The following is a 25,541-nucleotide window of genomic DNA, read 5'->3' as shown; positions in this document are numbered from 1 at the left end:
AGCGAATCAGCTCGTGTCCAGACTGCTGATTCAGCCCTCTTCTCCGCGAGTCCCGGCGAAAGGCTCCGCGAGTCCCGGCGAAAGGCGTACTCAATCGGTGGTCTCGGCCGCGTCTACGGCGAGAGGGACGACGTTGTAGGCGGACAGCCGTGGGGTGTCGGCGAGTTCCAGGACGGTCAGGCTGGCCGGGGCCGCCGGGACGATGCGGGCGGGTTCCAGGGACAGCAGGGCGCGCAGCACCGCGCGGATCGGGCCGCCGTGCGTGACCACCAGGGCGGTTCCCCGGTCGCCGGTTCGGGTGCGCAGATCGGCCAGGGCCGGCAGCACCCGGGCGGCCAGGTCGTCCAGGCTCTCGCCGGACGGTGGCCGGTGCCGCCCGGCCCGCCACCGGTCGTAGTCCGGGCCCTCGGCGCGCAGGTCGGCGGCCAGCCGGCCGGACCAGTCGCCGAGGTGTGCCTCCGCCCATCGCGGGTCCAGGTCGGCCGGGGCCGGTGGATGGCCGAGCCGGGCCGCGGTCTCCCGGGCGCGGGACAGCGGTGAGCAGACCAGCATCCCGGGACGGTGGGCGGCGACGGTGGCGGCCAGGGCCGAGGCCTGCCGCCGGCCGGTCTCCGACAGCGGTACGTCGGTGTCGCCCTGGAGGCGGCGGCCGGCGTTCCAGGTGGTCTCGCCGTGGCGTACCAGAAGCAGTCTCAGCACGGGTACAGCCGATCCGGGTGGTCCGGGAAGACCACTGTCATCGGGTCTCCGGCGGTCAGGTCGGGCCGGTGGTCGGTGACGACGCTGACCCGGCGGCCGCTGGTGGTGTGCAGGGCGCCGGTGATCACGTACCGGCCGGCCAGGGGTGCCGCCTCGGTGAAGGTGGCGGTGATCCGGGCGCCGGGACCGTCCAGGCGCAGGGACTCGGCGCGATACATGGCGCGGGATTCACCGGAGGAGTCCGAGACGCCGAGAGGGACATCGTCGAAGAGTATCCGGCCGCCGGTGATCCGCACGTCGAGGACGTTGGCGGCCGGGGTGCCCATGAAGGTGGCGACGAACGCGGTGGCCGGGTCGGACAGCAGTTCCCCGGGCGGGCCGAACTGTTCGATCCGGCCGTCGCGCAGCAGTGCCACGTGGGTGGCCATCGCCATCGCCTCCACCTGATCGTGGGTGACGTAGACACTGGTCGCCCCGGTGGCCCGGTGGATGCGCAGCAGTTCGGCCCGGGTGTCGACGCGCAGTTTGGCGTCGAGGTTGGACAGCGGCTCGTCGAAGAGCAGCACCGACGGGTTGGGGGCGATGGTCCGGGCGATGGCGACCCGCTGTTGCTGGCCGCCGGAGAGTTCGGCCGGGTACCGCCTGGCGAGTGGGCCGATCTCCAGCAGGTCGAGGACTTCGTCGACCCGGGACCGGCGTTCGGCGGCGGGCCGTTTGGCGATCTTCAGCGGCCATTCGACGTTGCCCCGTACGGTCATGTGCGGCCACAGCGCGTAGCTCTGGAACACCATGCCGGCGTCGCGCCGGGCGGGTGGCACCGAGACGCCGGGGCCGGAGATCACCCGGTCGCCGAAGCGGATCTCGCCGCCGGTGGGGTGTTCCAGCCCGGCGAGCATCCTCAGGGTGGTGGTCTTGCCGCAGCCGGACGGGCCGAGCAGCACCAGGAACGATCCGGCCGGCACGTCCAGGTCGATGCCGTCGACGGCGGCCGTGCCCCGGAATTCCTTGCGCAGTCCGCGCAGTCCGATGCTCGATCCGGTCACCGTTCCTCCAGCCAGGGTTGGGACGCCCCTTCGAGGCGCCGGGCGGCGAGGGTCGCCGCGAGGGAGATCGCCACGATGACGACGGTCACCGCGTTCGCGAACTGGGTGAAACCTTCGGACGCGTAGCGGTACGTCAGGATCGACAGCAGTGGGGTGGCCGGGGTGACCAGCAGGACCAGCAGGGACAGGTCCCGGACCACGTTGACGAAGACGAGTACCGCGCCGGCGAACAGTCCGCGGGCGGACAGCGGCAGCACGATCCGGCTGAGCCGGCGCAGCAGTCCGGCCCCGGCGATGGTGGCGGCCTCCTCCACGTCGGGGGAGATCTGCCCGACGGCGGAGCGCCCGGCCTGGGAGGCGAACGGCAGGGTGGCCGCGGCACTGGCGATCACCAGGAGCGCGAAGGTGCCGTACAGCGCGGGCAGTGGCCCGATCGGGCGGCCGAACTGGGCGATGAAGGCCGCGCCGAGGGCCACCCCGGGCACCAGGAACGGCAGGTAGCTGAGCAGGGACAGCCCTCGGTTGAGGTTCGCTTCCAGGGGGTCGGCGGCGTTCAGGCGGGTGGTGGCGTACCCGATCAGCAGTCCCAGTGTGGTGGCGACCACCGCGACCGCCAGGCCCAGCGCGAGGGTGTTCCCGAAGGCCGTGATGATCTGCGGGTTGCGCAGGATCCCGGCCACGCCCTGAGCCATCGACGGGTCGGATCCGCCGAACCAGAAGTGGGTGGTGAAGCCGGACGTGAACGAGCCGGTACGCCGCAGCAGGCTGGACGCGACGAGCAGCACCCCGGGCCCGATGGTGGTGACGGTGACCAGCGCGAACACGGCCACGGTGACCGGGATCCGGGCGGCGCCGAGCCGGACCCGGCGGCGCCGTCCGCCCTTGCCGGTGATGGTGGCGAAGGATCTCCGCCGCCCGGCCACCCGGGTGCTGATCAGCAGCACCATCGCGGCGACCACGACCAGGATCACCGACAGTACGTATCCGCGTTCGATCTGCCCGGTGGTGATCGCCCCGTACGCCCGGGTGGACAGGGTGTGGAACCGGACCGGCAGGCCGAGCACCGCGGGGGCGGCGAAGTTGCTGATGCCCTCGGCGAAGGCGAGCAGCGCGCCGGAGATCACCGCCGGGGTGACCACCGGGACGGCGATCGACCAGGCGACCCGGAACCGGCCGGCCCCGGTCAGTTCGGCGGCTTCGACGAGTTCGGCGTTGACCGTGGCCAGCGCGGCGGCGGTGAGCATGAACGACAGCGAGTAGTAGTGGGCGATCAGGGTGGCGGCCACCGGGAGCGGGCCCCAGGCCAGCCAGTCGGGGACGGTCATGCCCAGGTCGGTGAGCAGGCCGACCCGGCCGCTGCCGACGAGTTCGTTGCGGAACACCGATTCCCAGGCCAGCGCGAGCGCGAAGCTGGGCAGCGCGAACGGGACCGAGGCGAGGAACGTGACGGTACGCCGGAACGGGATGTCGGTCATCACCACGACCCAGGCCAGCGCCCCGCCGAGCAGCACCGATCCGGCCGCGGTGGCGGCGCCGACGAGCAGGGAGTTGAGCAGCGGTTCGTGCAGCAGGGCGGGGGCCAGCCGCCCGGTCAGCACGTCACCCCAGGCGGCGAGCCCGTCCGGGCGCAGCGTGGACGAGACCAGACCGGCGACCGGCACGACGACCAGCACGGACAGAAGAACAAGGAGGACCAGCGCCAGTACGACCACCGGCCGCCGAAGATGAGAGAGCATCAGCTCAGCGTCAGCAGGAAGTCGCCGACCTCGGACCGGATCTCCGCGACCGCGGCCGGGTCGATCGACCAGGCGCCGAGCTGCTCCAGCGACACGGCCTCGGCCGGCGCCGTCACGTCGGTACGGGTCGGGTAGTCACCGGCCACGTAGAACGGCGCGAACCCCGGCCCGCCGGTCGCCGACTCGTCGCCCATCAGGAAGTCGACGAGCAGCCGGGCGGCGGCCGGGTGCTCGGCGTCCCGGGTGATCGCCAGCAGGGCCGGGAACGCGATGCCGGGCGCCGGGGCGACGCCGGTGGCGGCCTGCAGTGCCCAGCCCTCGTCCTCGTTGTCCCGGCGGTCGGAGTAGGAGGTGAACCCGACCGGCGGCTCGGCCTGCCCCTTGGCCCCGACCGCGGCGTTCACCGCGTCGGTGTCGTCGACGAGGACGAGGCCGTTGGCGTACAGATCCTTCAGGAACTGCTCGCCCGCGTTCGCCACCCCGTCGTCGAGTTTCACGGGTGTGCCGCGCAGTTGCTCGTGGGCGGCGGCCATCTCGCCGGCACGCAGCACCATCTCCGTGGCCAGGTCCAGGTAGTCACCGCGGACCTGCGGATCCACCATGATCACGCGGCCTTTCCACTCCGGGTCGGTGAGCTGCCACAGGTTGGTGATCGGGGAGCCACCCGGGTGGGCCTCCTCGTTGTACATCAGGGTCTTGGTGGACAGCCGGTTCGCGACCAGCGGCCGGCTGAACCGTTCCGGCAGATCCCCGGCGACGCGCGGCGGGACGTAGTTGCGCAGCAGCCCGCCGGCCATCAGGTCGGTGAGCACGACCGGCGCGTCGGACAGGTAGGCCACGTCGGCGGTCGGGGCGCCGGCTGTCGCCTCGGACTTGAGACGGGCGATCTGCTCGGTGGAGGAGATGTCGGTGGGCACCAGGTCGACACCCGGGTAGGTCTTCTCGAACTCGGCCTCGACCGAGGCGATCCGGCTGGTGAAGGCGTAGACCCGCACCTCCCCTTCGGCCTTGGCCGCGGTGTGCAGTTCCTCGATGGTGGCGGTGTCCAGGGGGTCGGGCGCGGTCGAGGCGGCGCCGGCCGGGGTGACCGGGCTGCCACCGCCACAGCCGGAGAGCACGACGGCGGTCAGGACAAGCGCCAGCACAGGCTTACGAAACACAGATTTCTCCAACCAAAAGACGATAATTGGGTACGCATAAAGCACAGCCCCACCCCCCACAGGCCAGGGGCCGGACAGTCGTGCAGGCCCCACCCGCGTGCCTCTTTCCGGCGCGATCCGCACCGCAAAGAACCACGCGATCCGCACTCCACCCCGCGTGGTCACTTCCGGCCCGATCCGCACCACAAAGGACCACACGATCGGCGCTTCACCCCGCGTGGTGACTTCCGGCGCGATCCGCACCGGAAGTGACCACGCGATCGGCGCTCGACCGGGGCGTGGTGATTTCCGGTGTGGATCGCGCCGGAAAGTGGCACGCGGGGTGGGGCCGTGTGGGGTTAGGACTCGAAGCGTTCCAGCAAGGTGTCCAAGCGGGTCAGCGCCGTGGACGCGCGAGTCTGGTCGGCTTGGGCCACCGCCAGCACCAGGGCGTTGGCCAAGGCCATCGGGACTGTCAAAGACTGGTATTCGCGGCCGTTTCCGCGCGGGGCCGCCAGCACCACCGTCGAGTCCGGGGCGCCGTCCGGCTGGCCCAGCACGTCGGTCAGTACCAGCAGGCCGGCGCCGGTCTCACGGACCGTCTCCAGCAGGGCCGGCAGGACGCGCGACGGGCGCCGGAAGGCCAGCACCACGACCAGGTCGCCGGGCTGGAGGGAGACGAGTTCCTCGGCGACGTCGCGGTCGGGGCCGGTCAGGTCGGTGACCAGGGTGCCGAACCGCCGGAGCCGCCGCACCAGCAGGCCGGCGAGCACTGTCGCGTTGCCGCGGGCGAAGATCAGCACCCGGCGGGCGGCGAGTACCCGGGTGGCGGCTTCGTCGATCAGTGGTTGCGGGACGGCGCGGGGCAGTTCGCGCAGGGAGGTCAGTTCGTCGTCGATCACGGTGGCGAGCAGGGCGCCACGGTCGAGGCGGGTGCGGATCCGGTCTTCGGCGTCGACCGCGCCGAGCAGTTCGGCCTGCAGGCCGTTGCGCAGTTGGGGGTAGCCGGTGTAGCCGAGTTTCTGCGCCAGCCGGGTGGCGGCGGCGACGTGCACGCCGGCCCGGGTGGCGACCTGTTCGGCGGGTAGTACCGCGGCTTCGGCCGGGTGGGACAGCAGTACGTCGACGACGCGCAGGTCGCCGGGTGAGAGCCGGGGCCGGTGCGCGTCGATGCGGTGGCGGAGGGAGCCTTGTTCGAGCACGTGAGGAAGGCTAGGTGCAAGCGGGCTTGCAGATAACCCTGATCTTGCAAACCGAAAGTGAACGCGAGGGGGCGGTCCCGGAACCACCGCATTCGGCCCGGCGCCCGCCGGACGGTCCGGTGTCCCGCCGGCCTCGCGCGGACGACGCGGGACGACCCGGTCTCTAGGAGCTCCCGGGGCGTACCACCTCTAACGGGGTTTCCGGGGTTCGGGGTTGCGGTGGGGTGGTCGTCAGCTGGGATTCCAGGGCGTCCAGGGCCTCGCGCAGTTTGGCGATCTGCTGGTGCGGAGTGTTGTCGGCGGTCGGGATGGGCGGGCCGCTCTCCTTGCCCCGGGCGGCCGCCCGCTCGGCGTCGTGGGCCTCCTGGAGGGCGGTCAGCACCACGCCGACCAGCAGGTTCGTCAGCAGATAGCAGGCGGCGACCATGTACGACACGTAGTACGGCACGGCCCACGGGGTGATCTCCCGGCCGGCCACCAGGGTGTCGGTGATGCCGTCCAGGGAGAGCAGCAGGAACAGGCTGAGCATGGCCTGGCCGACGGTGCCGTACCTGTCCGGCTCGGCCCGCCCGAACAGCATCCAGCCGAGCATCGCGTAGCCGTATATCACCAGCACCGTGATCAGCAGGAAGCTGCCGAGGCCGGGCAGGCTGCGCCGGAGGCCGATCAGGATGATCCGCAGGCTGGGGAACAGCCGGAAGGCCCGGACGATCCGGGCCAGGCGCAGCAGCCGCAGCAGGGTGACGTTCTCCCGGATGCCGGGGAGCAGCGGGGCCAGGATGATCGCCATGTCGAAGATGTTCCAGCCGTCCCGGAAGAAGGCCGACGGGCGATCCAGGCTCGCGCCGAACCGGATCAGCAACTCGCAGACGAATCCGGCGATGCACAGATGTTCGACGAGTTTGAGATAGGGTCCGACGGCCGCGGCCCAGGAGTAGGTCTCCAGGCCGAGGCACATCGCGTTGACCAAGATCACCGTGAATCCGGCGATGCTGAACCAGGGCGCGCCGACCATGGTGAGGCAGCGCGCCGTGACGGCCCTTCTGAGCGTGGACAGGATGCGTCTCCCCCGGCGAATCTTCGCGAACGGCCGCATCCTATGACATAACTACTTCGTCGGGATGGTGTGCCCGAACGTGTCCAGCCACTGGGTGAAGGTCTTCAGCCCGGGGTTCAGCTTGCGCACCTCGGCCAGGCCCCGGACACCGGTGAAGTAGTCCTCGAACTCGGTGTAGTACTGCAGCATGTTGCCCGCCTCGTCGGCGCCGGGGAAGCCCAGACCACGGTAGGCGTCGTGGGTCAGCGGCCGGTAGACGACCGGCTCACCGACCGCCTTCGACAGCCCGGCCGCGATCTGCTCGCCGGTCAGGTGCTCACCGGCGATGTGCACGGTCCGGCCGGCGTACTCCCGGGGTCCGGCCCGCAGGATGCCGTACGCGGTGGCGCCGATGTCGTCGACGGCGATCCCGGCGAGCCGGGCGCCGCCCATCGGCAGGCTCAGGGTGAGCACGCCGTCGGCGTCCCGGGTGGCGCCCCAGCCGTTGGCCAGGTTCTCCCAGTAGAAGGTGGTCCGCAGGAAGGTGGTGGGCACCCCGGCCGCGGTGAACAGCCGGTCCGCCTCGGCCTTGGCGTCGAAGTGCGGGACCTTGTACTCACCCTGCAGGGTCGGCATCCGGTCGTCGGACACCGGGATGTGGTCGCGGGTGTCCTCCAGGGTCGACCAGATCACGTGCTGGAGCCCGGCACGCTTCGCGGCGTTCGCCAGGTTGCCGGCCTCCTCCAGCTCCTTGGCCGCGGACATGTGCGCCCAGAAGTTCGTCACCAGGAAGGCGCCGTACGCCCCGGTGAACGCCTCGACCAGGCTCTCCTCGTCGTAGTTGTCGGCCCGCACCACCTCGGCGCCGAGCTCGGCCAGCTCCCGGGCGCGGGGTGAGGTGGTATCCCGGGTGATCGCCCGGACCGCGTACTCGCCGGACGTGTCGGCCAGGATCGCCTTGACCAGTCCGCCACCCTGGGAACCGGTGGCGCCGACGACCGCGATGATCTTCTGGTTCATGACTACCACTCTTTCAATTTTGAAGGACTGCCTCGCACAACCACCGCGGGCGATCGATGATTCCCGATCGGATGAGACGGTCGTCACCAGCACTCCGAGGCCGCTTTCCCCGATTCCGGACACCACCCCCAGCGCAGTGGATAGCGTGGTCAGCGTGGGTGGGCCGGCCACCGCCGTCCCCTCACGGGCGGAGAGGATCATGTGGAAAACCGCGGAACAGCAGGGACCGGTCGTGTTGCTGGTCGAGGACGACGAGGATCTGCGCGAACTGACCACGCAGATGCTCGAGATGCGCGGTTTCGTCGTGCTGTCGGCCAAGGACCCGGTGAGCGCACTGATGGCGTGCCGCGTCCATGACGGCAACATCGACGTGCTCCTGACCGACCTGGGCCTGCCCGGTGTCTCCGGCGGCGAGCTGTCCCGGTCGGCGGCAGCGGTCCGGCCGGGCATGAAGGTCGTGTACGTGTCCGGCGTCCCCGAGGAGATCGCCATCAAGCGCGGCCTGATCAAGGCGGGCTCGCCGTTCATCGCCAAGCCCTACACGGCGGACGTTCTGGCCGGGACTCTGCGCACGGTGCTGTCGCAGTCCTCCTCGGCCCCCAATTGGTGACTGTTAAGCAACCGAGGCTGGCTCATGCTCCGACGTACCCGTCCGATTCATAGGGCAGAGGCCAACGGGGGGTTGGCCACGGAACGTGAGGAAACACCATGGAGCAGATCAAGTTTCTCGTCGGCTACCTGCGCGCCATGCACAAGTCCGAGGAGGGCGCGACCATCGTCGAGTACTCGCTGCTCGTCGCTCTCATCGCCGCCGCCCTCATCACCGCGATCGGCCTGCTCAGCGGGAACATCGAGGACCTGCTCGGCCGGGTCACCGGCTCGCTCGCATGACGCCCGCCGGTCTCGCCCCGGGCACCACGCCCGGGGCGAGACCGGGGCGGCCGTCATCGAGATGGCCCTCGTGCTGCCGGTTCTGCTGCTCATCCTGTTCGGGATCATCGACATGGGCCGGATGCTGCAGCAGAACATCCAGCTCACCCAGGCCGCCCGTGAGGGCGCGCGGCTGGGTGCGCTGAGCGGCACCGTCACCGACGTGAAGGCGAAGGTCACCTCGATCGTCGGCAGCGGTGTGACCCTGAACTACCCCACCAACGGGGTCCAGGTGTGCGCGGCCTCGCCGGTCGCCGGCGCCGACTCGACCGTCCGGGTGGAACGCCAGTTCCGGGCGATCACCCCGGTGATGGCGTGGATCACCTCGGCCGGTGGGTCGAGCACGATCATCCTGAAGGCTCGCGGCGTGATGTCGTGCGTCGGCTGAGCCGTCGCGCCTGAGTTCGGCCCCCTGCGCCCGCAGTGGGGCCTACCTGTCGTGACCCGCGGAAAACCCGGGAACGGTAGGACCTTTGAGGTAACCGTGATTAGCCGTTTCGGATGACCTTGACCTGATTAGGTGAAGACATGCGACGGCGCGTGCTGATCCTGCTGGCCGCACTTCTGCTGGCGTTCGTCAGCGGGGCGGCGATCATCGCCTATGTCCGGGGTGCGGACAAGCGAGCGGTCGAGGGCAAGCAGGGTGTCTGGGTCCTCATCGCCCGGGAACGAATCCCGGCGGACACGGTGGGCTCGGACGTGAAGAATCTGACCGAACGGATCCTGGTCCCGAACGAGACCGTCCCCGTGGGCGCCCTCACCACGTGGGAGGCGGCACTCGACGGGCTGCGGCTGACCGCGCCCCTGGAGAAGAGCCAGCTGCTGATGCGGGCCCTCTTCCAGAAGGACGGCCCCGCCGCGTCGGGCCCGCGGCGGTACACCGTCCCCACCGACATGCTCGCGGTGACCGTGGCGCTCAGTGTGGCGCCGCAGGTGGCCGGCGACGTGACCGCCGGCGACCAGGTGACCGTTTACGGGACCTGCCCCCTGCAACCCGACTCGGACAGTCCCGGACCGCCGAAGACCCGGCCGCTGCTGCCCCGCGCCCAGGTGATGGTGATCGGCGAGGCCCCGGAGGTCGACCCGACCACGCCCGCCCCGGTGGTCCCGTCCGGCTCGGCCACACCCGAGCCCGAGGAGACCGAGGACGACAAGCAGAAGTCCGGCAAGTACGAGCGGTACGTGGTCAGCCTCGCGGTCACCCCGAAGGACGCCCAGCGCCTGATCCACGCGTCCAAATACTGCGGTCTCTACCTGGCCCTGCTCGGGGCCACGGTGAAGGTGACGCCCGGAGACGGCGTCGACACGAAGGGGCTGTTCTGAATGAGCCTCTATGTCTACGTCGAACCCGACGAGGGCCGGCGCACCGAGGTCGGCCCGGCGTTCCGGGAGGTCGGCTGCACGATGCTGTCCAGCATGGCCGACCTGGAGACCCATCTGCCACGCTACCCGGAGACGATCCTGGTCATCCTGGGCGCCACGGTGGATCTGGGCGAGGCGCTGATGTTCACCGCGTACCAGCGGCTGCAACGTCCGCTGATCGGGGTGGTGCTGATCCGCCGGGTGATCGAGCCGCAGATGGTCCTGGAATGCCTGCGCTCCGGGGTCCGGGAGATCGTCGACGAGGCGGACAACGACGGTCTGCGGGCCGCCACGGTGCGGTCCGTCGACCTCTCCAAAGCACTCAGCAGCACCCTGCGCGGCACCGCCGAACAGGCCCCGTACGCCCGGGTGATCACGCTCTTCGCCGGCAAGGGCGGCTGCGGCCGCAGCATGGTCGCCGCCAACCTGGCGGTGGCCCTCGCCGGTGGCGCCCGGCGGGTCCTGCTGATCGACCTCGACCTGCAGTTCGGCGACGTCGCCATCATGCTGAGGCTGTCCCCGGACCGGAACATCGCCGGCGGCCTGTCGATGACCGGCAAACTGGACGAGCCGGGCCTGCGCTCGATCGTCTCCAGCCATCGCACCGGGCTGGACGCGCTGCTCGCCCCGCCCAGCCCGGCCGAGGGCGAACGGGTCAGCCGCGAGTTCGTGGTCGAGCTGCTGGACGTGGCCCGGCCGCTCTACGACTACATCGTGGTGGACACCCCGGCCGTGGTCACCGACCAGGTGCTCGCGGCGCTGGACATGTCCGACTGGTTCATCCCGATCGTCACCCCGGACCTGCCGACCCTGAAGTCGGTCCGGCTCACCTCGGAGATGTTCGACCTGCTCGACTATCCGAAGGAACGCCGGCTGCTGGTCTTCAACCGGGCCAACACCCAGGTCGGCCTCACCCCGCAGGACGTGGAGGAGGCGGTCGGCATGTCGTTCGCGGTGCAGGTGCCGTCCAGCCGGGACGTGCCCGTCTCGGTCAACCAGGGTGAGCCGCTGACCATGACCGACCCCATGCACCCGGTGAGCCGCGCGATCCGTGAGCTGGCCGACCGGATCTCCGGGGTGAAGACCGAACCGGTGAAGGAGCGTCGGTTCCTCGGTATCAGGAGACCCGCGAAATGAGCCTTTCCGCACGCCTCGCCGCGGCCCAGACCGCCCAGAACCCACAGCAGCAACAACAACAGCAGCAGCACGGCCACGGCCACGGCCAGCAGCCGGGTGGGCCGCCGATCGACCGGGGCTCCAGCGGCACCGACCGGTACCGCGCGGCCAGCCAGGCCCGGCCCGACGACCAGGTCAACGAGGTGCGCCTGCGGATCCAGCGGCGGCTCGCCGACGAACTCGGGCCCACCCTCTACGGCAACGACCGCAACGCCGGCGACGACCTGGACGCCAAGGTCCGCGAGTCGCTCAACGAGCTGCTGGCCCGGGAGGAGACCCCGCTGTCCGGCGCCGACCGGGCCCGGATCGTCCGCGAGGTGGTCGACGAGGTGCTCGGGCACGGGCCGATCGAATCGCTGCTGCGCGACCAGTCGGTCACCGAGGTCATGGTCAACGGCCCGAACTTCGTCTTCGTGGAACGCTTCGGCCGGATCGAGCGGGTGGCCGCCGAATTCGACAACGAGTCGCACCTGCGCCGGATCATCGACCGGATCTGCTCCCGGGTCGGCCGCCGGGTGGACGAGTCCAGCCCGATGGTGGACGCCCGGCTGCCCGACGGCAGCCGGGTCAACGCGATCGTGCCGCCGATCGCCCTGGACGGCTCCACCCTGACCATCCGCAAGTTCGCCGCGGTGCCGCTCACCGCCACCGACCTGATCAACTACGGGACGCTGACCCGGGGCGCGGCCGAATTCCTGGACGCCTGCGTCCGCGGCCGGCGCAACATCGTGGTCAGCGGCGGCACCGGCTCCGGCAAGACCACCGTCCTCAACGTGCTGTCCGGATTCGTGCCGGCCGACGAGCGGATCGTCACCATCGAGGACGCCGCCGAGCTGCAGCTCGTCCAGGACCACGTGGTCCGTCTCGAATCCCGGCCGGCCAACTCCGAGGGCCGCGGCACCATCACCACCCGCGACCTGGTCAAGAACGCGCTGCGGATGCGGCCCGACCGGATCGTCGTCGGTGAGGTCCGCGACAGCGCCGCCCTGGACATGCTGCAGGCGATGAACACCGGCCACGACGGCTCGCTGACCACCCTGCACGCCAACTCGCCCCGGGACGCGCTGTCCCGGATGGAGACCATGGTCCTGATGGCCGGCATGGACCTGCCCAGCCGCGCCATCCGCGACCAGATCACCTCGGCCGTCGACCTGATCCTCCAGGTCAACCGGTTCAAGGACGGCTCCCGCAAGATCACCCACATGACCGAGGTGGTGGGCATGGAGGGCGACGTCATCACCCTCCAGGACATCTTCCTGCACGAGTACGCCCCGGACGCCCGCGGCGGTGTCCTCAAACCCACCGGGATCCGGCCCAACTTCACCGACGCGCTCGCACCGTACGGGGTGACGCTCAACCAGAACCTCTTCGCAGGCCGCGGATGGTGACTCTGGTCCTGGCCGTCTTCCTGATCGTGGGGGCCACCTTCCTCGCCGGGTACGCGGTGCTGGACGCGATCTTCGGGAAGACCCCGATCCAGCGCCGGCTCACCGTGCTGCGGCGGTTCCGGGTGCGGACCGTCACCGAGGAGGTGCCGCTGCTGCGCCGGCTGGTGGTGTCCGCCGGGCAGCAACTGGAGGCCGTCCCGCTGCTGGTCCGGCTGGCCGCCCGGGACGAGGACGTGCTGGACCGGCTCGGCGGGCAGATCAAACCGACCGAATGGCTGGCGATCCGGTTCGCCACCATGATCGGCACGTCGGTGCTGCTGCTGTTCCTCCTGCCGTGGGCGGTAGCGATCCTGATCGGGCTGATCCTCGGCTACCTGATCACCGGCTTCTACCTCAGCTTCCGGATCTCCCGCCGGGAACGGCAGTTCGGCGACGAACTGCCCGGCGCCCTCAACCTGATGACCAGCTCGCTGCGGGCCGGCTTCACCCTGCACCAGGCGGTCGAGGCGGCGGTCCGCGACGACGGCGGGCCGGTCGCCGTCGAACTGCGCCGGGCCCTGGCCGAGACCCGGATCGGCGGCAGCTTCGAGGACGCCATCGAACGCGTCGGCGAACGCATGCACAGCACCGAGGTGGTGTGGCTGGTGATGGCCCTGCGGCTGCAGCGCGAGGTCGGCGGCAGCCTGGTCGACGTCATGCAGACCACCTCCGACACGATGCGGGAACGCGCCTACATCAAACGGCACGTCCGGTCGCTGTCCGGTGAGGGCCGCATCTCGGCCTGGGTGCTGACCTGCATGCCGCCGCTCACCGCCCTGGCCATCCAGCTCACCCAGCCCGGCTATCTGCGGCCGCTGTTCACCGAACCATTCGGGCTGCTGCTGCTCGCCGTCGCGCTGATCGGCATGGGACTCGGCGGACTCTGGCTGCGCCAGGTCGTCAAGGTGGAGGTCTGATGAGCGGCGCCCTGCTGGTGATCATCGCGGTGTCCGCGGCGGCCTTCGCGGTGCTGCTGGTCGCGGTCGCCTCCACCCTTCCCGAGGTACGCCGGGAACGGGTGATGCGCACCCTGGCCGTCTTCACCGGCCGCCCCGACGGCAGACAGAACCGCGACCAGACCTCCGGCGCCACCCATGCGCTGATCGAGATCGGCGACCGGATCGGCGCCCTGATCAGCCCACCCAGCGACCGGGAACGCCTGGTCCGGATGCTGGAACTGGCCGGCAACCCGGTCGCCTGGCCGGCCGCCCGGGTGATCCGGCTCCGCCCGCTGGCGATGCTGGTCCTGCCCCTGCTGATGGCCGGCGTCGGCAACACGTTCAAAGGCCAGCCCGGCGCGATCGTCGGCGCGATCCTCGGTGTGGCCCTCGGCTACGGAATGCCCCTGATCCTGATCTACAACGCGTCCATCAAACGCCAGGAGCTGATGCAGCGCGCCCTGCCCGACGTGATGGACGTCCTGGTCATCGGCGTCGAGGCGGGCCTGGGCCTGGACTCGGCGATGGACCAGGTGGCCCGGGGCACCCGCGGCCCGATCGCCGACGAGCTGCACCGGGTACTCCAGGAGATGCGCCTGGGCGTGGCCCGCTCCGAAGCCCTCCGCGACCTGTCCCAGCGCACCACGGTCCGCGACCTGCGCCGCCTGGTCACCGCCCTGATCCAGGCCGGCGAACTGGGCATCTCGGTCGCCCCCATCCTCCGCGAACACGCCGCCGACCAGCGGATCCGCCGCCGCCAGCGCGCCGAGGAGGCGGCCCAGAAGGTGCCGGTGAAGATGCTCTTCCCGATCCTGTTCTGCATGTTCCCGGCCATCTTCGTGGTCATCATCGGCCCGGCCGTGATCCAGCTGATCAAAACCTTCTCCAACAGCTGACCGACTTTCCGACCCTTCATCCGGTACGCCCGTCGGCCCCACGGAAATCGGGTCGCCCCGTGTCGTCCACGCGAGGAGGGCGAGACTCCGGACCGCCCGGCGACCGCCGGGCGAATGCGCCCCGCACCGGCAGCACCTAGATCCGGCTGAGGTCCACCTCGACGGGGAAGGGGGCGGTCAGCTTCACCACGCCGGTGAACACGTCGCCGTTGCGGTAGCGGCCGGTGGCCGGGTCGAGCACGTAGGTGTAGGCGATCGGCGCGCCGGTGGCCGTCTGTTCGATGCGCCAGTAGAACGGGATGCCGGCCTTCGCGTACTGGCTCGTCTTGACCACCCGGTCGGTGGTCTCCGAGCCGGGTGAGACCACCTCCACCACCAGGATCACGTGTTCGGGTCGGGTCGGTGTGATGTCGATGGTGTCCGCGCGGTAGACCGTCACATCCGGGCGCCGATTGTTCAGTGGCACGTCCTGGAGACGGACGTCGAAGTCGGTGTCCGCGTTCCAGTCCTCCCCCGCCGCCTCGTCCAGGGCGTTCGCCAGCAGCCGGGCCAGGCGGTTGTGCCGCTTGGACGCGCTCGGGCTCACCAGCACCATCCCATCCACGATCTCGATCCCGGCGCACTGCTCTTCCGTCCACGCCGCATATTGCTCTGCCGTTACCTGCTGATGCATCCAGGCCGGCGCGACCATCTCGGCAGTCATACCCACCTCCGGGAATGCGATCGGCCATCGGACTCAAGATACCGCGGGTTCGACCTGGCGGGCCGGTCAGAGGAGGGTGGCCCGGTCAGAGGAGGGCGGCCAGGTCGGTGAGGGTGGTCAGGGGGATGTCGGCGGGGGCGCCTCGCAGGCCGGCGGTGCGGGCGCCGGCGGCCCGGCCCGCGGCCACGCCCACCTCGGCGTCCTCGACGACCAGGCAGGCCGACGGGGGTACGCCCAGACGGTCGGCGGCCAGCAGGTAGCCGTCGGGGGCCGGTTTGCCGGCGGCGACGTCCTCGATCGTCACCACCAAGGGGGCGGTGATGCCGGCCGCGGTCAGGCGGGCCGTGGCCAGGCGGCGGTCGGCGCTGGTCACCACGGCCCACGGCAGGGCGCGGCGGGACAGGGCGGCCAGCAGGTCGCCGGCCCCGGCGCAGGCGGTGATGTCGGACAGGTCGTCGTACTGCAGGTCGAGCTGGCGGGCGGCGGCCACCGCGACCGCCTCCTCGCCGGCGTCGGGCAGGAAGCGGCGGGCGGTGGTCAGGGACGGGGCGCCGTGGGCGGCGGCCAGCACCTCGTCGGCGTCGACGTCGTGTTCGGCGGCCCAGACGCGCCAGGCGCGTTCGACGGCGGCGTGCGATTCGACGAGGGTGCCGTCCATGTCCAGAAGGATCGCTTCGATTCCGGAGAGCTTTTTACTCACCAGCCGAGCATAATCGGTCAGGAGGCTCGCCAGTAGCCGGAGAAGTAGACCCGGTTCTTCGGGAAGCCCCGCTCGGCGCACAGGTGCCGGCGGGCGGTGGTGACCATCATGGATTCGCCGGCCAGGAAGGCGTACGGCGTACCGGCGGGCAATGGCATGTCCCGCAACGTCCGGACCAGCACGTCGCTGGAACCGGCCGGTGCGCCCCGCCGGTGCAGCCAGTGCACGGTGACGCCGGACGGCGCGGCGACCGGGATCTCGCAGTCCGCGCCGGCCACCTCGATCAGGGCGATCGCGGTGGCGCCGGCGGGCAGCGCCTCGGCCGCGGCGGTGATGGCCGGCAGCGCGGTCTCGTCGCCGGCCAGCAGCTGCCAGTCGGTGTCCGGCGGCGGGGCGTATTCGGCGCCGTCGCTGAGCACTCCGAGCCGGTCGCCGGGGGCGGCCGTCCCGGCCCAGGCCGACGCCGGGCCGTTGTCGCCGTGCAGCACGAAGTCGATGTCCATCTCGCGGCGGGCCCGGTCGAGGCGGCGGACCGTGTAGTTGCGCACCACCGGGCGGACGTCGCCGGGGATCGCCTGGAGGGCCGGCCACCAGTCGTCGGAGTCCGGGAGCACCGGCGCGCCGCCGGGTTCCGGGGACAGGAAGATCCGGACCAGGTGGTCGGGGCCGTCGTAGCCGAAGCCGTCCAGATCGGGACCGGTCACGGTGATCCGGGTCAGGTGTGGGGTGAGGCGTTCGGCGCGGACCACCTCGGCGGGCAGCGGACGGTGCGGCATGGGTCTCGCTCCTCTGGGAGACGGCGTTCGGTTAGGTTAGCCTATCCTCACTGATCACGGGGAGGGTCGACAGTGGACGCAGCGCGCCGCCGGGCGGCTGCCGTGCTCGTGCCGCTGGCCGCGCTCGGCCTGTTCGCGCTGCTCAGCCTCGCGGTCGGGGCCGAGCCGATCGCCCCGGGCACGGTCCGTGACGCGCTCCTCGACTACCAGCCGACCGATCCGCAACACCTGGTGATACGAACCATGCGCCTACCCCGTACGGTGATCGGCCTCCTGGTCGGCACCGCCCTCGGCACCGCCGGGGCGATCATGCAGGGCCTGACCCGCAACGCCCTCGCCGACCCGGGCATCCTCGGCGTGAACGCCGGCGCCGCGCTCTTCCTGGTGCTGGGCATCAGCCTGTTCGGGGTGACCTCGCTGACCGGCTACGTCTGGTTCGCCTTCGCCGGCGCGGCACTGGTCGCGGTGATCGTCTACGGCATCGGCACGCTCGGCCCGGACCGTGCCACCCCGGTCAAACTGGCCCTGTCCGGCGCGGCGGTGAGCGCCGCGGTGGGCTCGGTGACCACCGCGATCATCCTGGGAGACACCGACGCCTTCGACCGGATGCGGCTGTGGCAGGTCGGCTCGCTGGCCGGGCGCAATCTCGATCTGGCCGCGCAGGCGGCGCCGTTCCTGCTGGCCGGGGCGCTGCTGGCGATCCCCTGTGGCCGGTTGCTGAACGGTCTGGCGCTGGGCGACGACGTGGCCCTCGCGCTGGGCCAGCGGGTCGGTGTGAGCCGTGCGGTCGCCGCCGCGTCGGTGGTGATCCTCTGCGGTACGGCCACCGCCCTGGCCGGCCCGATCGCCTTCGTCGGCCTCGCCGTGCCGCACATGGCCCGGCTGCTGACCGGCCCGGACCACCGCCTGGTGCTGCCCTGTTCGGCGGTGCTGGCCCCGGCGCTGCTGCTGGCCGCGGACGTGCTCGGCCGGGTGCTGGTCAGCCCGTCCGAACTCCAGGTGGGGGTGGTGACCGCGGTGCTCGGCGCCCCGATCTTCGTGTTCCTGATCCGGCGCCGCGACCTGGCGGCGCTGTGAGACCCCGGGAGCTGATGGTGGTCGCGGTGCTGCTGGCGCTGGCCGGGGTGCTGTTCGTGACGGCGCTGGCCACCGGCGGTTTCCGGATCGAGGTGCCGGCCGTGCTCGATGTGCTGGCCGGGCACGGCACCCGGCGGAACACCTTCGTGATCATGGATGTCCGGCTGCCCCGGGTGCTCTGCGGTCTGCTGGCCGGGGCCGCGTTCGGGCTGTCCGGCGCGCTCTTCCAGGCCCTTGTCGACAATCCGCTGGCCAGCCCGGACATCATCGGCGTGACGATGGGCGCGAGCGCCGCCGCGGTGGTGTGCACGGTGCTGCTCGGGCTGTCCGGGGCGGTGGTGCCGGTGGCCGCGTTCGCCGGCGCGCTGGCCACCGCGGCGCTGATCCACCTGCTGTCCTGGCGGCGGGGTGTGACCGGGTATCGCCTGGTGCTGGTCGGGATCGGGGTCGGGGCGGTGCTCAGCGCGGTCGTCTCCTATCTGATGTCGAAGGCCGACGTGACCAGTGCCCGGCAGGCTCTGGTGTGGCTGACCGGGAGCCTCAACGCCCGTACCCCAGCGCATCTGTGGCCGTTGATCGTCGCCCTTGTCGTCCTGGTCCCGGTGGCGTTGCTCTTCTCCCGGGGCCTGCGGACGCTCGCGCTCGGCCAGGACACCGCGCGGGCGCTGGGCGCGCGGGTGGAGCTGATCCGGCTGGGTGTGCTGGTGACCGCGGTGGCGCTGGCCGCGGTGGCGACGTCGTCGGCGGGCCCGGTGCCGTTCGTGGCGTTCGTGGCCGGGCCGATCGCCCGCGGGTTGCTGCGCGGCCGGGGCCTGGCGCTGATTCCGGCCGCGCTGACCGGCGCGGTGGTGATGGTCGCCGCCGACCTGACCGGTCAGCATCTGCTCGCCGACCGGGTGCTGCCGGTCGGTGTGATCACCGGGGCGGTCGGCGCCCCGTTCCTGCTCTGGCAACTCGCCGCCACGAACCGCACCGGCCGGGGCGGCTGACCACGAGATGAGAGGTAGATCGTGATGATCGAACTGCTCGACCGCCGCAGCCTGCTGATCGGAAGCGGACTCCTGTTGGCCGGATGTTCGTCGACGCCTCCACCGTCCGAACAGAACGACACCCGGACCGTGGAGACCGACAAGGGCCCCGTCGACGTGCCGGTCTCCCCCGCCCGGGTGGTCTGCGGTGACTACTACGGCGCGTTCGCCCTGGTCGACCTGGGTCTGACCCCTGTCGGTGTGGGTGGTGGCGGCTACCAGGGCACCGGCGCGTTCTACGGTGACCGGCTCAAGGCGGTGCCGGTCACCGGCGACTGGACCGAACCGGACGTGGAGAAGATCGCCGCCGCGGACCCGGACCTGATCCTGCGCACCATCGACACCCCGGACGAGCTGTATCAGCAGCTCAGCGCGATCGCCCCGACCGTGGTCATCTCGTTCCAGAAGCTGTCGCTGCTGGAGGTGGCCGCCCGGGTCGGTGACGTGGTGAACCGGGTGGCGCAGGCCGATCAGCTGCTGGCGTCCTACCGGGACAAGACCGCGCAGATCAACCGGCGGCACGCCGACGTGCTGGCGAGACACACGTTCTCGTTCGTGCAGGTCGCCTCGGACACCACGTTCTGGACGCTGGGCCCGGCGTGGACCGACACCGCCGTCCTGCTCGACTGCGGGATCCGGCTGGCCGAGCCGTCGCAGTCGCAGGCCGAGCCGACCGCCGAGTACTCGTTCGAGAAGATCGCGATCCTGGAGCCGAGCAGCGCCCTGCTGGTCCCGGCCGGGCCGGACGGCACCACCGCGGCCCCCGACAACGAGCCGCTCACCGGCACCGATCTCTGGAAGAATCTCTCCGCGGTCCGCGCCGGCCGTGTCCACCCGATCGTCTCGGGCGCGTCCTCACTCGGCACCGGCATCCAGTTGGCCGACCGGATGGACACCGTACTCACCGAAATGGCGAAGCCCTAAGACATGACTGTTCTGACCAAGGCGCTGCGCCGCCAGCGGGGCCGGATCACCGCCAGTGTGGCGCTGCTCTGCCTGCACCAGACCGCCGAGGCCATGGTCCCGGTCGCGATCGGGCTGATCGTCGACCGGGCGGTGGCCACGTCGGACACCACCAGCCTGCTGATCTCGCTGGCCGGGCTGGCCGGGCTGTTCACCGTACTGGCGCTGGCCTGGCGGTTCGGTTCCCGGCTGGGCGCCTCGGCGGTCGAGCACGAGGGCCACCTGATGCGGGTGGAGATCGCCGGGCGGGCCCTGGACCCGCGCGGGCACCGGTCCGGGATGCGCGACGGGGAGTTGCTCTCGGTCACCGCCTCCGACACCGAGCAGTCGGTGCAGGGGCTGCGCGCGGTCTCGCTGATCGCCGCCGCGAGCGCCGCGGTCACCGTCTCGGCGATCGCGCTGATCGTGGTGGAGCCGCTGCTCGGGGTGGGCGTGCTGATCGGCGTACCGCTGGTGGTCCTGGGCCTGCAGTCGCTGGCGCCGCTGCTGACCCGGCGTGGTGCGGCCCAGCAGGCCGCCCTGGCCACCACCACCGCCACCGCCGTCGACCTGGTCACCGGCCTGCGGGTGCTGCGCGGCCTGGGCGCCCAGCACCACGCGGCCGGGCGGTATGCCGAGGCCAGCGGCCGGGCACTGACCGACACGCTGCGCGCCGCCACCACCAAGGGCCTGCACCTGGGCCTGACCACGGCGGTGAACGGGCTGCTGCTGGCGGTGGTCGCCGGGTTCGCCGGATGGTTCGCGATCCAGGGCCGGATCAGTGTGGGTGAGCTGATCGCGGTGGTCGGGCTGGCCCAGTTCCTGGCCGAGCCGGTGCAGCTGCTCGGCTTCTGCGTGCAGTTGCTGGCCACCGCGCGGGCGTCGGCCGGGCGGGTGGCCCGCGTCCTGGACGCGGCACCCCAGGTCTCCCCCGGCACGGCGGGCCGTCCGCTTCCGGGTTCGATCCGGGTGGAGATCAACGGATTGTCGTACGGGGAACTGAACGGCCTGAGCCTGCGCCTGGGTGCCGGTGAGATCCTGGCCGTGCTGGCCGGTTCCCCGCGCCAGGCCGGTGAACTGCTCGGCCTGCTCACCGGCGGGGTGCCCCGCGACGACTACCAGGGCACCGTGCGCATCGACGGGGTGCCGCTGGAGGAGCTGACCCTGGACACCGCCCGCGGGGTGGTGCTTGTCGAACACCACGACGTGACGCTCTTCGCCGGGACCGTGCGCTCCAACATCGCCCTGCGCGGCGATCTGGACGACGCGACGGTGTCGGCGGCCGTGGCCGACGCCGCCGCCGAGGAGGTGCCCCTCGATCAGGACCTGGTCGAACGCGGCGCCAACCTGTCCGGTGGGCAGCGGCAGCGGGTCGCTCTGGCCCGCGCGCTGGCCACCGACCCGCCGGTGCTGGTGCTGCACGATCCGACGACGGCGGTGGACGCGGTGACCGAGGCGCTGATCGCCGGCCGGCTCGCCGCCGCCCGTAACGGCGGGGAACGCGCCACCCTGGTGGTCACCAGCAGCCCGGCGCTGCTGCGGGCCGCGCACCGGGTGGCGATGCTGGACGGCGGCCGGGTGGTCGCTGAGGGAACCCACGATCAGCTCGTCGCGTCGGACGAGCGCTACCGGGCGGCGGTCCTGCGATGAACGAGCTCCTTCCGGTCTCCGGCACCCGCGAGACCTGGCGGGCGTTCGGCGCCGAGTTCGCCCGGATGCCCCGGCTCAGCGCGGCCGCTCTGGCGCTGCTGGTCGGTGCGGCGGCGGCCGGGCTGGTCGCGCCGTGGGTGCTGGGCCGGCTGGTGGACGCGGTGATCGCCGGGGCCGAGCTGCGCGACGTGCTCGGGCATGTGGCGGTGATCGGCGCGGCGGCCGTGGTGGGCGGGCTGCTGACCGCGGCCGGCGCGGCGGTGGCGGCCCGGCTCGGCGAGACCGTGGTGGCCCGGCTGCGGGAGCGGGTGATGGACCGGGCCCTGCACCTGCCGTCGGCCACCCTGGAACGGACCGGCACCGGTGACCTGGTGGCCCGGGCCGGCGACGACGTGGCGGTGGTGGCGAACATGCTCACCGCCAGCGGGCCGGCGATCCTCGGCGCGCTGCTGTCGGTGCTGCTCACCGGGGCCGGGCTGTTCGCGCTGGACTGGCGGCTGGGGCTGGCCGGGCTGGCCGCGGTGCCCGGGTACGCGCTGGCCATGCGCTGGTATCTGCCGCGGTCGGCGCCGTTCTACGCGCGGGAGCGGATCGTGGCCGGGCAGCGGTCGCAGGCGATGGCGGAGGCGCTGCACGGGGCGGCCACGGTCCGGGCGTACCGGGTGGAGCCGGGTCACGTGGACCGGATCGCGGACCGGTCGGCGGCCGCCCGGAATCTGGCGCTGGACGTGTTCACGCTCTACACCCGGTTCAGTGTCCGGATGAACCGGGCCGAGTATCTCGGGCTGGCCGGGGTGTTGATCGCCGGGTTCCTGCTGGTGCGGTACGACCTGGCGACGGTGGGGGCGGCCACCGCGGCGGCGCTGTATTTCCACCGGTTGTTCAATCCGATCGGTCTGCTGTTGATGGAGGCGGACACGGTTCTGCAGGTCAACGCGTCGTTGGCGAGGTTGATCGGGGTGGCGAACCTGCCCGCCCGTACGACCGCAGTTTCCGACATTTATAATTTGTCGGAAAAAAGCTTGGAAATCCATGTGCGGGAGCACCGCTATGCCGGTGGACCGATCGTTCTGTCCGATGTCACCCTGACCGTCGCCCCCGGTGAACGGGTCGCCCTGGTCGGCGCCAGCGGCGCCGGCAAGACCACCCTGGCGGCCATCGCGGCCGGGATCATCACCCCGTCCGACGGTACGGCCCACCTCGGCGGCGTGCCCCTGTCCGAGCTGGGCGAGGAGCGGGTCCGGCAGCGGATCGCCCTGGTCAGCCAGGAGGTGCACGTCTTCGCCGGGACGCTCGCCGCCGATCTGCGCCTGGCCCGCCCGGACGCGACCGGCGAGGAGATGGTGGCGGCCCTGGAGCGGGTCGGCGCCGGCGGCTGGTTCCGGGCGCTGCCGGACGGCCTGGCCACCGAGGTCGGCGAGGGTGGGCACCGGCTCACCGCGGCGCAGGCCCAGCAGCTGGCGCTGGCCCGGCTGGCGCTGACCGGGACCGGGGTGGTGGTGCTGGACGAGGCGACCGCGGAGGCGGGCAGCGCGGGCGCCCGCGATCTGGACCGGGCCGCGGCGGCGGTGACCGAGGGCCTGACCGCGCTGATCGTGGCGCACCGGCTGACTCAGGCGGCGAGTGCCGACCGGATCCTGGTGATGGATCACGGGCGGGTGGTCGAGGAGGGCACCCACGACGAGTTGCGGCAGGCCGGGGGCAGGTACGCCAGGCTATGGACCACATGGGGCCAATAAGTTAGGTTAGCCTAACTATGGCGAACTTCAAGATCCGTAAGCCGGTCGACCCGCACGTGCTGCTCCTCGACGTCCTCGGGAGCGAGCGGGTGTCACCCAATGTGGTCCGGGTGACCCTGGGCGGCGAAGGGCTCGGCCGGTTCACGCCGCTCGGCTTCGACCAGTGGTTCCGGCTGTTCCTGCCCCGCCCCGGCCAGGACACGCTCAAACTGCCGACCCGGACCTCCGGGCTGTGGTACGCCCAATACCTGGCAACCACCAAACCGAAGCGGCCGTACGTGCGCAACTACACGGTGCGGGCGTACCGGCCGGACGGTCTGGACGTCGACTTCGTCATCCACACGGATCCCGATGGCCACAGCGGCCCGGCCAGCACGTTCGCCGTGGAAGCCAAGCCCGGCGACCAGGTCGGCCTGCTCGACCAGGGCGTCGGCTACAACCCGCGGGCCGAGCACGACTGGACGCTGCTGGTCGCCGACGAGACCGGACTGCCCGCGGTGGCCGGGATCTGCGCCTCGCTGCCCGACGACGCGCGCGGGGTGGCGATCGTCGAACTGCCGTCCCTCGACGACGTGCAGGACTTCCGCGTCCCGGCCGGTGTCGACCTCCAGTGGGTGGCACGCGACGGTGGTCACGGCGTACCGGGAAAATTGGCTCTGGAGAAGTTGATCTCCGCTGATCTGCCCGGGACCCCGGTGTGGGCCTATCTGGTCGGTGAGTCGGCGCTGGTCACCGGCGGGCGGCGGCACCTGGTGCAGGACCGGTCCGTGCCGAAGACGAACATCGACTTCATCGGGTACTGGCGGCACGGACACGCGGCTATGTGACCGGTTTCGGCAGATGCAACCGGATCACCGTACCGCCGGCCGGATTGCCGTCCACCTCGATCCGGCCGCCGTGCCGCTCCACGATCCGCATGCAGGTGGAAAGCCCGATCCCGTGCCCCTTCCGGGCCGCCGGATCCACCTGCGCGAACATGTCGAACACCCGGTCCCGGTGCTCAGGCGGAATGCCCAGCCCGTTGTCGGTGACCGCGATCGCCCAACCCTCCGGTTCGGCGGTACAGCTCACCCGTACCTCGGGGGCCCGGTCCGGGTGTCGGTATTTGATCGCGTTGTCGACCAGGTTCTGCAACAACTGCCGCAGCAGCGTCGGATCCCCGTCCACCGACGGCAGCGGCCCCGCCACGGTCACGGTGGCACCGGCGGCCTCCACCAGCGCCCGCAGATCGGCCCGCATCTGCCCCACCACGTCGTTCAAATCGACGATCACCGGCTGGTACGGGGCATGCCCGGCACGCGCGTACTGCAACAGTGCCTGCACCAGCTCCTGCATCCGGTCCAGCGCCTTCGCCGCCCCGTTCACCCACGTGACGCCCTGCTCGTCCAGCTGCCCGCCGTACACCTCGCCGAACATCTCCAGGAACCCGCTCGCACTGGCCAGCGGCCGCACCAGGTCATGACTGACCGCCGCCGCGAACCCCTCCAGCTCGTCGTTCGACCGCCGCAGCTCGTCGACGGCCGCGGTCAGCTGCGACTCCCGTTCGGCGATCTCGGCGTGCGCCCGTTTCGTCTCCCGCGCCAGGTCGGCGCTGATCCGGGCCTGGCGGCGCCGCTCGAACAACCCGACGATCACCTGGGCGAGGTCTTCCAGGCGGGCGATCTGCGCTGGATCGAGGGTTTTGACGACGCTGTCGAAGACGCAGAGGGTGCCAAGGGCGTGGCCGGTCGGGCTGATCAGCGGAATGGAGGCGTAGAAGCGGACGTCCGCCCGCCGCCCGTCCACCCAGGGGGTGACGGCGTAGAGCGGGCTGGTCCGGGCATCAGGAAGGTAGGTGACTTTCCCGCCGCGAAACGAGATGTCACACATGCTTTCGGTACGCGGTGAGTCACTCCCCGGAAACCCGACGGTGGTCAGCTGACACTGCCGGTTCTCGTCGATCAGGTTGAGCGAGGCGGTAGGCACACCGGCGACGACGGAGGCGACCCGCACGACAGCGCTCAGCTCATCGTCCGCCGGGGCGTCCAGCAGCCGATACTCATGCAGAGCCGCAAGCCGGTCCCGCTCCCGGTCCGGCCGCTCCCTCACGACGGTCGTCACCCCCGCCAGATCGGCACCCCGGCCCCGAAAATTAGAACCTCGGCACGCGGGCCGGACCGCGCCGCCGTAGGTCAGTCGCCCAGGGCCTCTGCAAGATAGAGGTATGACCGGATGATCGGTTTTGGTGTAGTCACGCCGGTATCGGGCGGTACGTAGAAGAGCGCGGCCTTCGGTTGATCATTCAGGTGTCTAGGCCAAATGATCGAACACCGAGGGACCGCG

Annotated in this window: 25 protein-coding genes; 14 read left to right on the top strand and 11 right to left on the bottom strand. The window is 71.3% G+C overall.

What is annotated here, in order from left to right; genetic code table 11:
- Positions 1-90: 90 nt before the first annotated feature.
- From ACQ0O7_RS31945 to ACQ0O7_RS31915, 7 genes are all read right to left on the bottom strand, one after another.
- Positions 91-699 carry a histidine phosphatase family protein gene (locus ACQ0O7_RS31945; protein ID WP_430787566.1) on the bottom strand — a complete coding sequence of 203 codons (609 nt, stop codon included), beginning with the start codon at positions 697-699 and terminating at the stop codon, positions 91-93.
- Positions 693-1,742, bottom strand: coding sequence for an ABC transporter ATP-binding protein (locus tag ACQ0O7_RS31940; RefSeq protein ID WP_430787564.1), 1,050 nt, complete (start codon positions 1,740-1,742; stop codon positions 693-695). Before ACQ0O7_RS31940 ends, ACQ0O7_RS31945 begins: the two co-directional genes overlap by 7 nt.
- On the bottom strand, positions 1,739-3,478 hold the full coding sequence (locus tag ACQ0O7_RS31935; RefSeq protein WP_430787562.1) for an ABC transporter permease: 1,740 nt from the start codon (positions 3,476-3,478) through the stop codon (positions 1,739-1,741). The genes ACQ0O7_RS31940 and ACQ0O7_RS31935 overlap by 4 nt, the downstream gene beginning before the upstream one ends.
- A complete protein-coding gene (locus ACQ0O7_RS31930; RefSeq protein WP_430787560.1) occupies positions 3,478-4,623 on the bottom strand; it encodes an ABC transporter substrate-binding protein in 1,146 nt (381 codons plus the stop codon). The genes ACQ0O7_RS31935 and ACQ0O7_RS31930 overlap by 1 nt, the downstream gene beginning before the upstream one ends.
- 353 nt (positions 4,624-4,976) lie before the next feature.
- A complete protein-coding gene (locus ACQ0O7_RS31925) occupies positions 4,977-5,819 on the bottom strand; it encodes a MurR/RpiR family transcriptional regulator (RefSeq protein WP_430787558.1) in 843 nt (280 codons plus the stop codon).
- A gap of 163 nt (positions 5,820-5,982) precedes the next feature.
- Positions 5,983-6,915, bottom strand: a complete 933-nt coding sequence (locus tag ACQ0O7_RS31920; RefSeq protein ID WP_430787556.1) for an ion transporter — start codon at positions 6,913-6,915, stop codon at positions 5,983-5,985.
- Positions 6,916-6,927: 12 nt separating this feature from the next.
- Positions 6,928-7,875, bottom strand: a complete 948-nt coding sequence (locus ACQ0O7_RS31915) for an NmrA/HSCARG family protein (protein WP_430787554.1) — start codon at positions 7,873-7,875, stop codon at positions 6,928-6,930.
- A gap of 199 nt (positions 7,876-8,074) precedes the next feature.
- Between ACQ0O7_RS31915 and ACQ0O7_RS31910 the strand changes: the two genes are divergently transcribed.
- The 8 genes from ACQ0O7_RS31910 to ACQ0O7_RS31875 all read left to right on the top strand — a co-directional run bounded on the left by ACQ0O7_RS31910 (position 8,075) and on the right by ACQ0O7_RS31875 (position 14,604).
- Positions 8,075-8,485 (top strand): response regulator, encoded by a 411-nt coding sequence (locus ACQ0O7_RS31910; protein WP_430787552.1) that lies wholly within the window; start codon positions 8,075-8,077, stop codon positions 8,483-8,485.
- Between the two features lie 98 nt (positions 8,486-8,583).
- The gene (locus ACQ0O7_RS31905) at positions 8,584-8,766 is read left to right on the top strand and encodes a Flp family type IVb pilin (protein ID WP_430787550.1); all 183 of its coding nucleotides are present in this window, start codon (positions 8,584-8,586) and stop codon (positions 8,764-8,766) included.
- 55 nt (positions 8,767-8,821) lie between these two features.
- Positions 8,822-9,193, top strand: a complete 372-nt coding sequence (locus tag ACQ0O7_RS31900; RefSeq protein WP_430787860.1) for a TadE/TadG family type IV pilus assembly protein — start codon at positions 8,822-8,824, stop codon at positions 9,191-9,193.
- 140 nt (positions 9,194-9,333) lie between these two features.
- Entirely contained in the window at positions 9,334-10,128 is a 795-nt protein-coding gene (locus ACQ0O7_RS31895; protein WP_430787548.1) for an RcpC/CpaB family pilus assembly protein, read from the top strand.
- Positions 10,129-11,304, top strand: coding sequence for an AAA family ATPase (locus ACQ0O7_RS31890; protein ID WP_430787546.1), 1,176 nt, complete (start codon positions 10,129-10,131; stop codon positions 11,302-11,304). It abuts the gene before it with no gap.
- Positions 11,301-12,731, top strand: a complete 1,431-nt coding sequence (locus ACQ0O7_RS31885) for a CpaF family protein (RefSeq protein ID WP_430787544.1) — start codon at positions 11,301-11,303, stop codon at positions 12,729-12,731. The genes ACQ0O7_RS31890 and ACQ0O7_RS31885 overlap by 4 nt, the downstream gene beginning before the upstream one ends.
- Positions 12,725-13,687, top strand: coding sequence for a type II secretion system F family protein (locus tag ACQ0O7_RS31880; RefSeq protein WP_430787542.1), 963 nt, complete (start codon positions 12,725-12,727; stop codon positions 13,685-13,687). The genes ACQ0O7_RS31885 and ACQ0O7_RS31880 overlap by 7 nt, the downstream gene beginning before the upstream one ends.
- The gene (locus ACQ0O7_RS31875) at positions 13,687-14,604 is read left to right on the top strand and encodes a type II secretion system F family protein (protein ID WP_430787540.1); all 918 of its coding nucleotides are present in this window, start codon (positions 13,687-13,689) and stop codon (positions 14,602-14,604) included. The genes ACQ0O7_RS31880 and ACQ0O7_RS31875 overlap by 1 nt, the downstream gene beginning before the upstream one ends.
- A gap of 136 nt (positions 14,605-14,740) precedes the next feature.
- Here ACQ0O7_RS31875 and ACQ0O7_RS31870 read toward each other — a convergent pair whose 3' ends face one another.
- From ACQ0O7_RS31870 to ACQ0O7_RS31860, 3 genes are all read right to left on the bottom strand, one after another.
- Entirely contained in the window at positions 14,741-15,307 is a 567-nt protein-coding gene (locus ACQ0O7_RS31870; protein ID WP_430787538.1) for a Uma2 family endonuclease, read from the bottom strand.
- An 85-nt stretch (positions 15,308-15,392) separates the two neighbouring features.
- Entirely contained in the window at positions 15,393-16,007 is a 615-nt protein-coding gene (locus ACQ0O7_RS31865; protein ID WP_430787536.1) for an HAD-IA family hydrolase, read from the bottom strand.
- Between the two features lie 17 nt (positions 16,008-16,024).
- Positions 16,025-16,783 (bottom strand): siderophore-interacting protein, encoded by a 759-nt coding sequence (locus ACQ0O7_RS31860; protein ID WP_430787534.1) that lies wholly within the window; start codon positions 16,781-16,783, stop codon positions 16,025-16,027.
- Between the two features lie 114 nt (positions 16,784-16,897).
- Here ACQ0O7_RS31860 and ACQ0O7_RS31855 point away from each other — a divergent pair, with 114 nt between their 5' ends.
- From ACQ0O7_RS31855 to ACQ0O7_RS31830, 6 genes are read left to right on the top strand one after another with little or no spacing between them, the layout of a single operon-like run.
- Complete coding sequence (locus ACQ0O7_RS31855; RefSeq protein WP_430787858.1) at positions 16,898-17,860, top strand: FecCD family ABC transporter permease; 963 nt, start codon at positions 16,898-16,900, stop codon at positions 17,858-17,860.
- Positions 17,857-18,849, top strand: coding sequence for a FecCD family ABC transporter permease (locus ACQ0O7_RS31850; RefSeq protein WP_430787532.1), 993 nt, complete (start codon positions 17,857-17,859; stop codon positions 18,847-18,849). The genes ACQ0O7_RS31855 and ACQ0O7_RS31850 overlap by 4 nt, the downstream gene beginning before the upstream one ends.
- Positions 18,850-18,873: 24 nt before the next feature.
- On the top strand, positions 18,874-19,812 hold the full coding sequence (locus ACQ0O7_RS31845; RefSeq protein WP_430787530.1) for an ABC transporter substrate-binding protein: 939 nt from the start codon (positions 18,874-18,876) through the stop codon (positions 19,810-19,812).
- Between the two features lie 3 nt (positions 19,813-19,815).
- Positions 19,816-21,480 (top strand): ABC transporter ATP-binding protein, encoded by a 1,665-nt coding sequence (locus ACQ0O7_RS31840; protein ID WP_430787528.1) that lies wholly within the window; start codon positions 19,816-19,818, stop codon positions 21,478-21,480.
- Positions 21,477-23,219 carry an ABC transporter ATP-binding protein gene (locus ACQ0O7_RS31835; RefSeq protein ID WP_430787526.1) on the top strand — a complete coding sequence of 581 codons (1,743 nt, stop codon included), beginning with the start codon at positions 21,477-21,479 and terminating at the stop codon, positions 23,217-23,219. Before ACQ0O7_RS31840 ends, ACQ0O7_RS31835 begins: the two co-directional genes overlap by 4 nt.
- Positions 23,220-23,236: 17 nt before the next feature.
- Positions 23,237-24,046, top strand: coding sequence for a siderophore-interacting protein (locus ACQ0O7_RS31830; protein ID WP_430787524.1), 810 nt, complete (start codon positions 23,237-23,239; stop codon positions 24,044-24,046).
- Here ACQ0O7_RS31830 and ACQ0O7_RS31825 read toward each other — a convergent pair.
- Positions 24,039-25,307 carry a sensor histidine kinase gene (locus tag ACQ0O7_RS31825; protein WP_430787522.1) on the bottom strand — a complete coding sequence of 423 codons (1,269 nt, stop codon included), beginning with the start codon at positions 25,305-25,307 and terminating at the stop codon, positions 24,039-24,041. The two genes, ACQ0O7_RS31830 and ACQ0O7_RS31825, sit on opposite strands and share 8 nt — an antisense overlap.
- Positions 25,308-25,541 lie beyond the last annotated feature (234 nt).

The sequence above is a fragment of the Actinoplanes sp. G11-F43 genome (assembly GCF_050589265.1).
In the GTDB taxonomy this organism is placed as follows: domain Bacteria; phylum Actinomycetota; class Actinomycetes; order Mycobacteriales; family Micromonosporaceae; genus Actinoplanes.
Note: the sequence above shows the minus strand (reverse complement) of the source record. Positions and strands in the feature narration are given on the sequence as shown.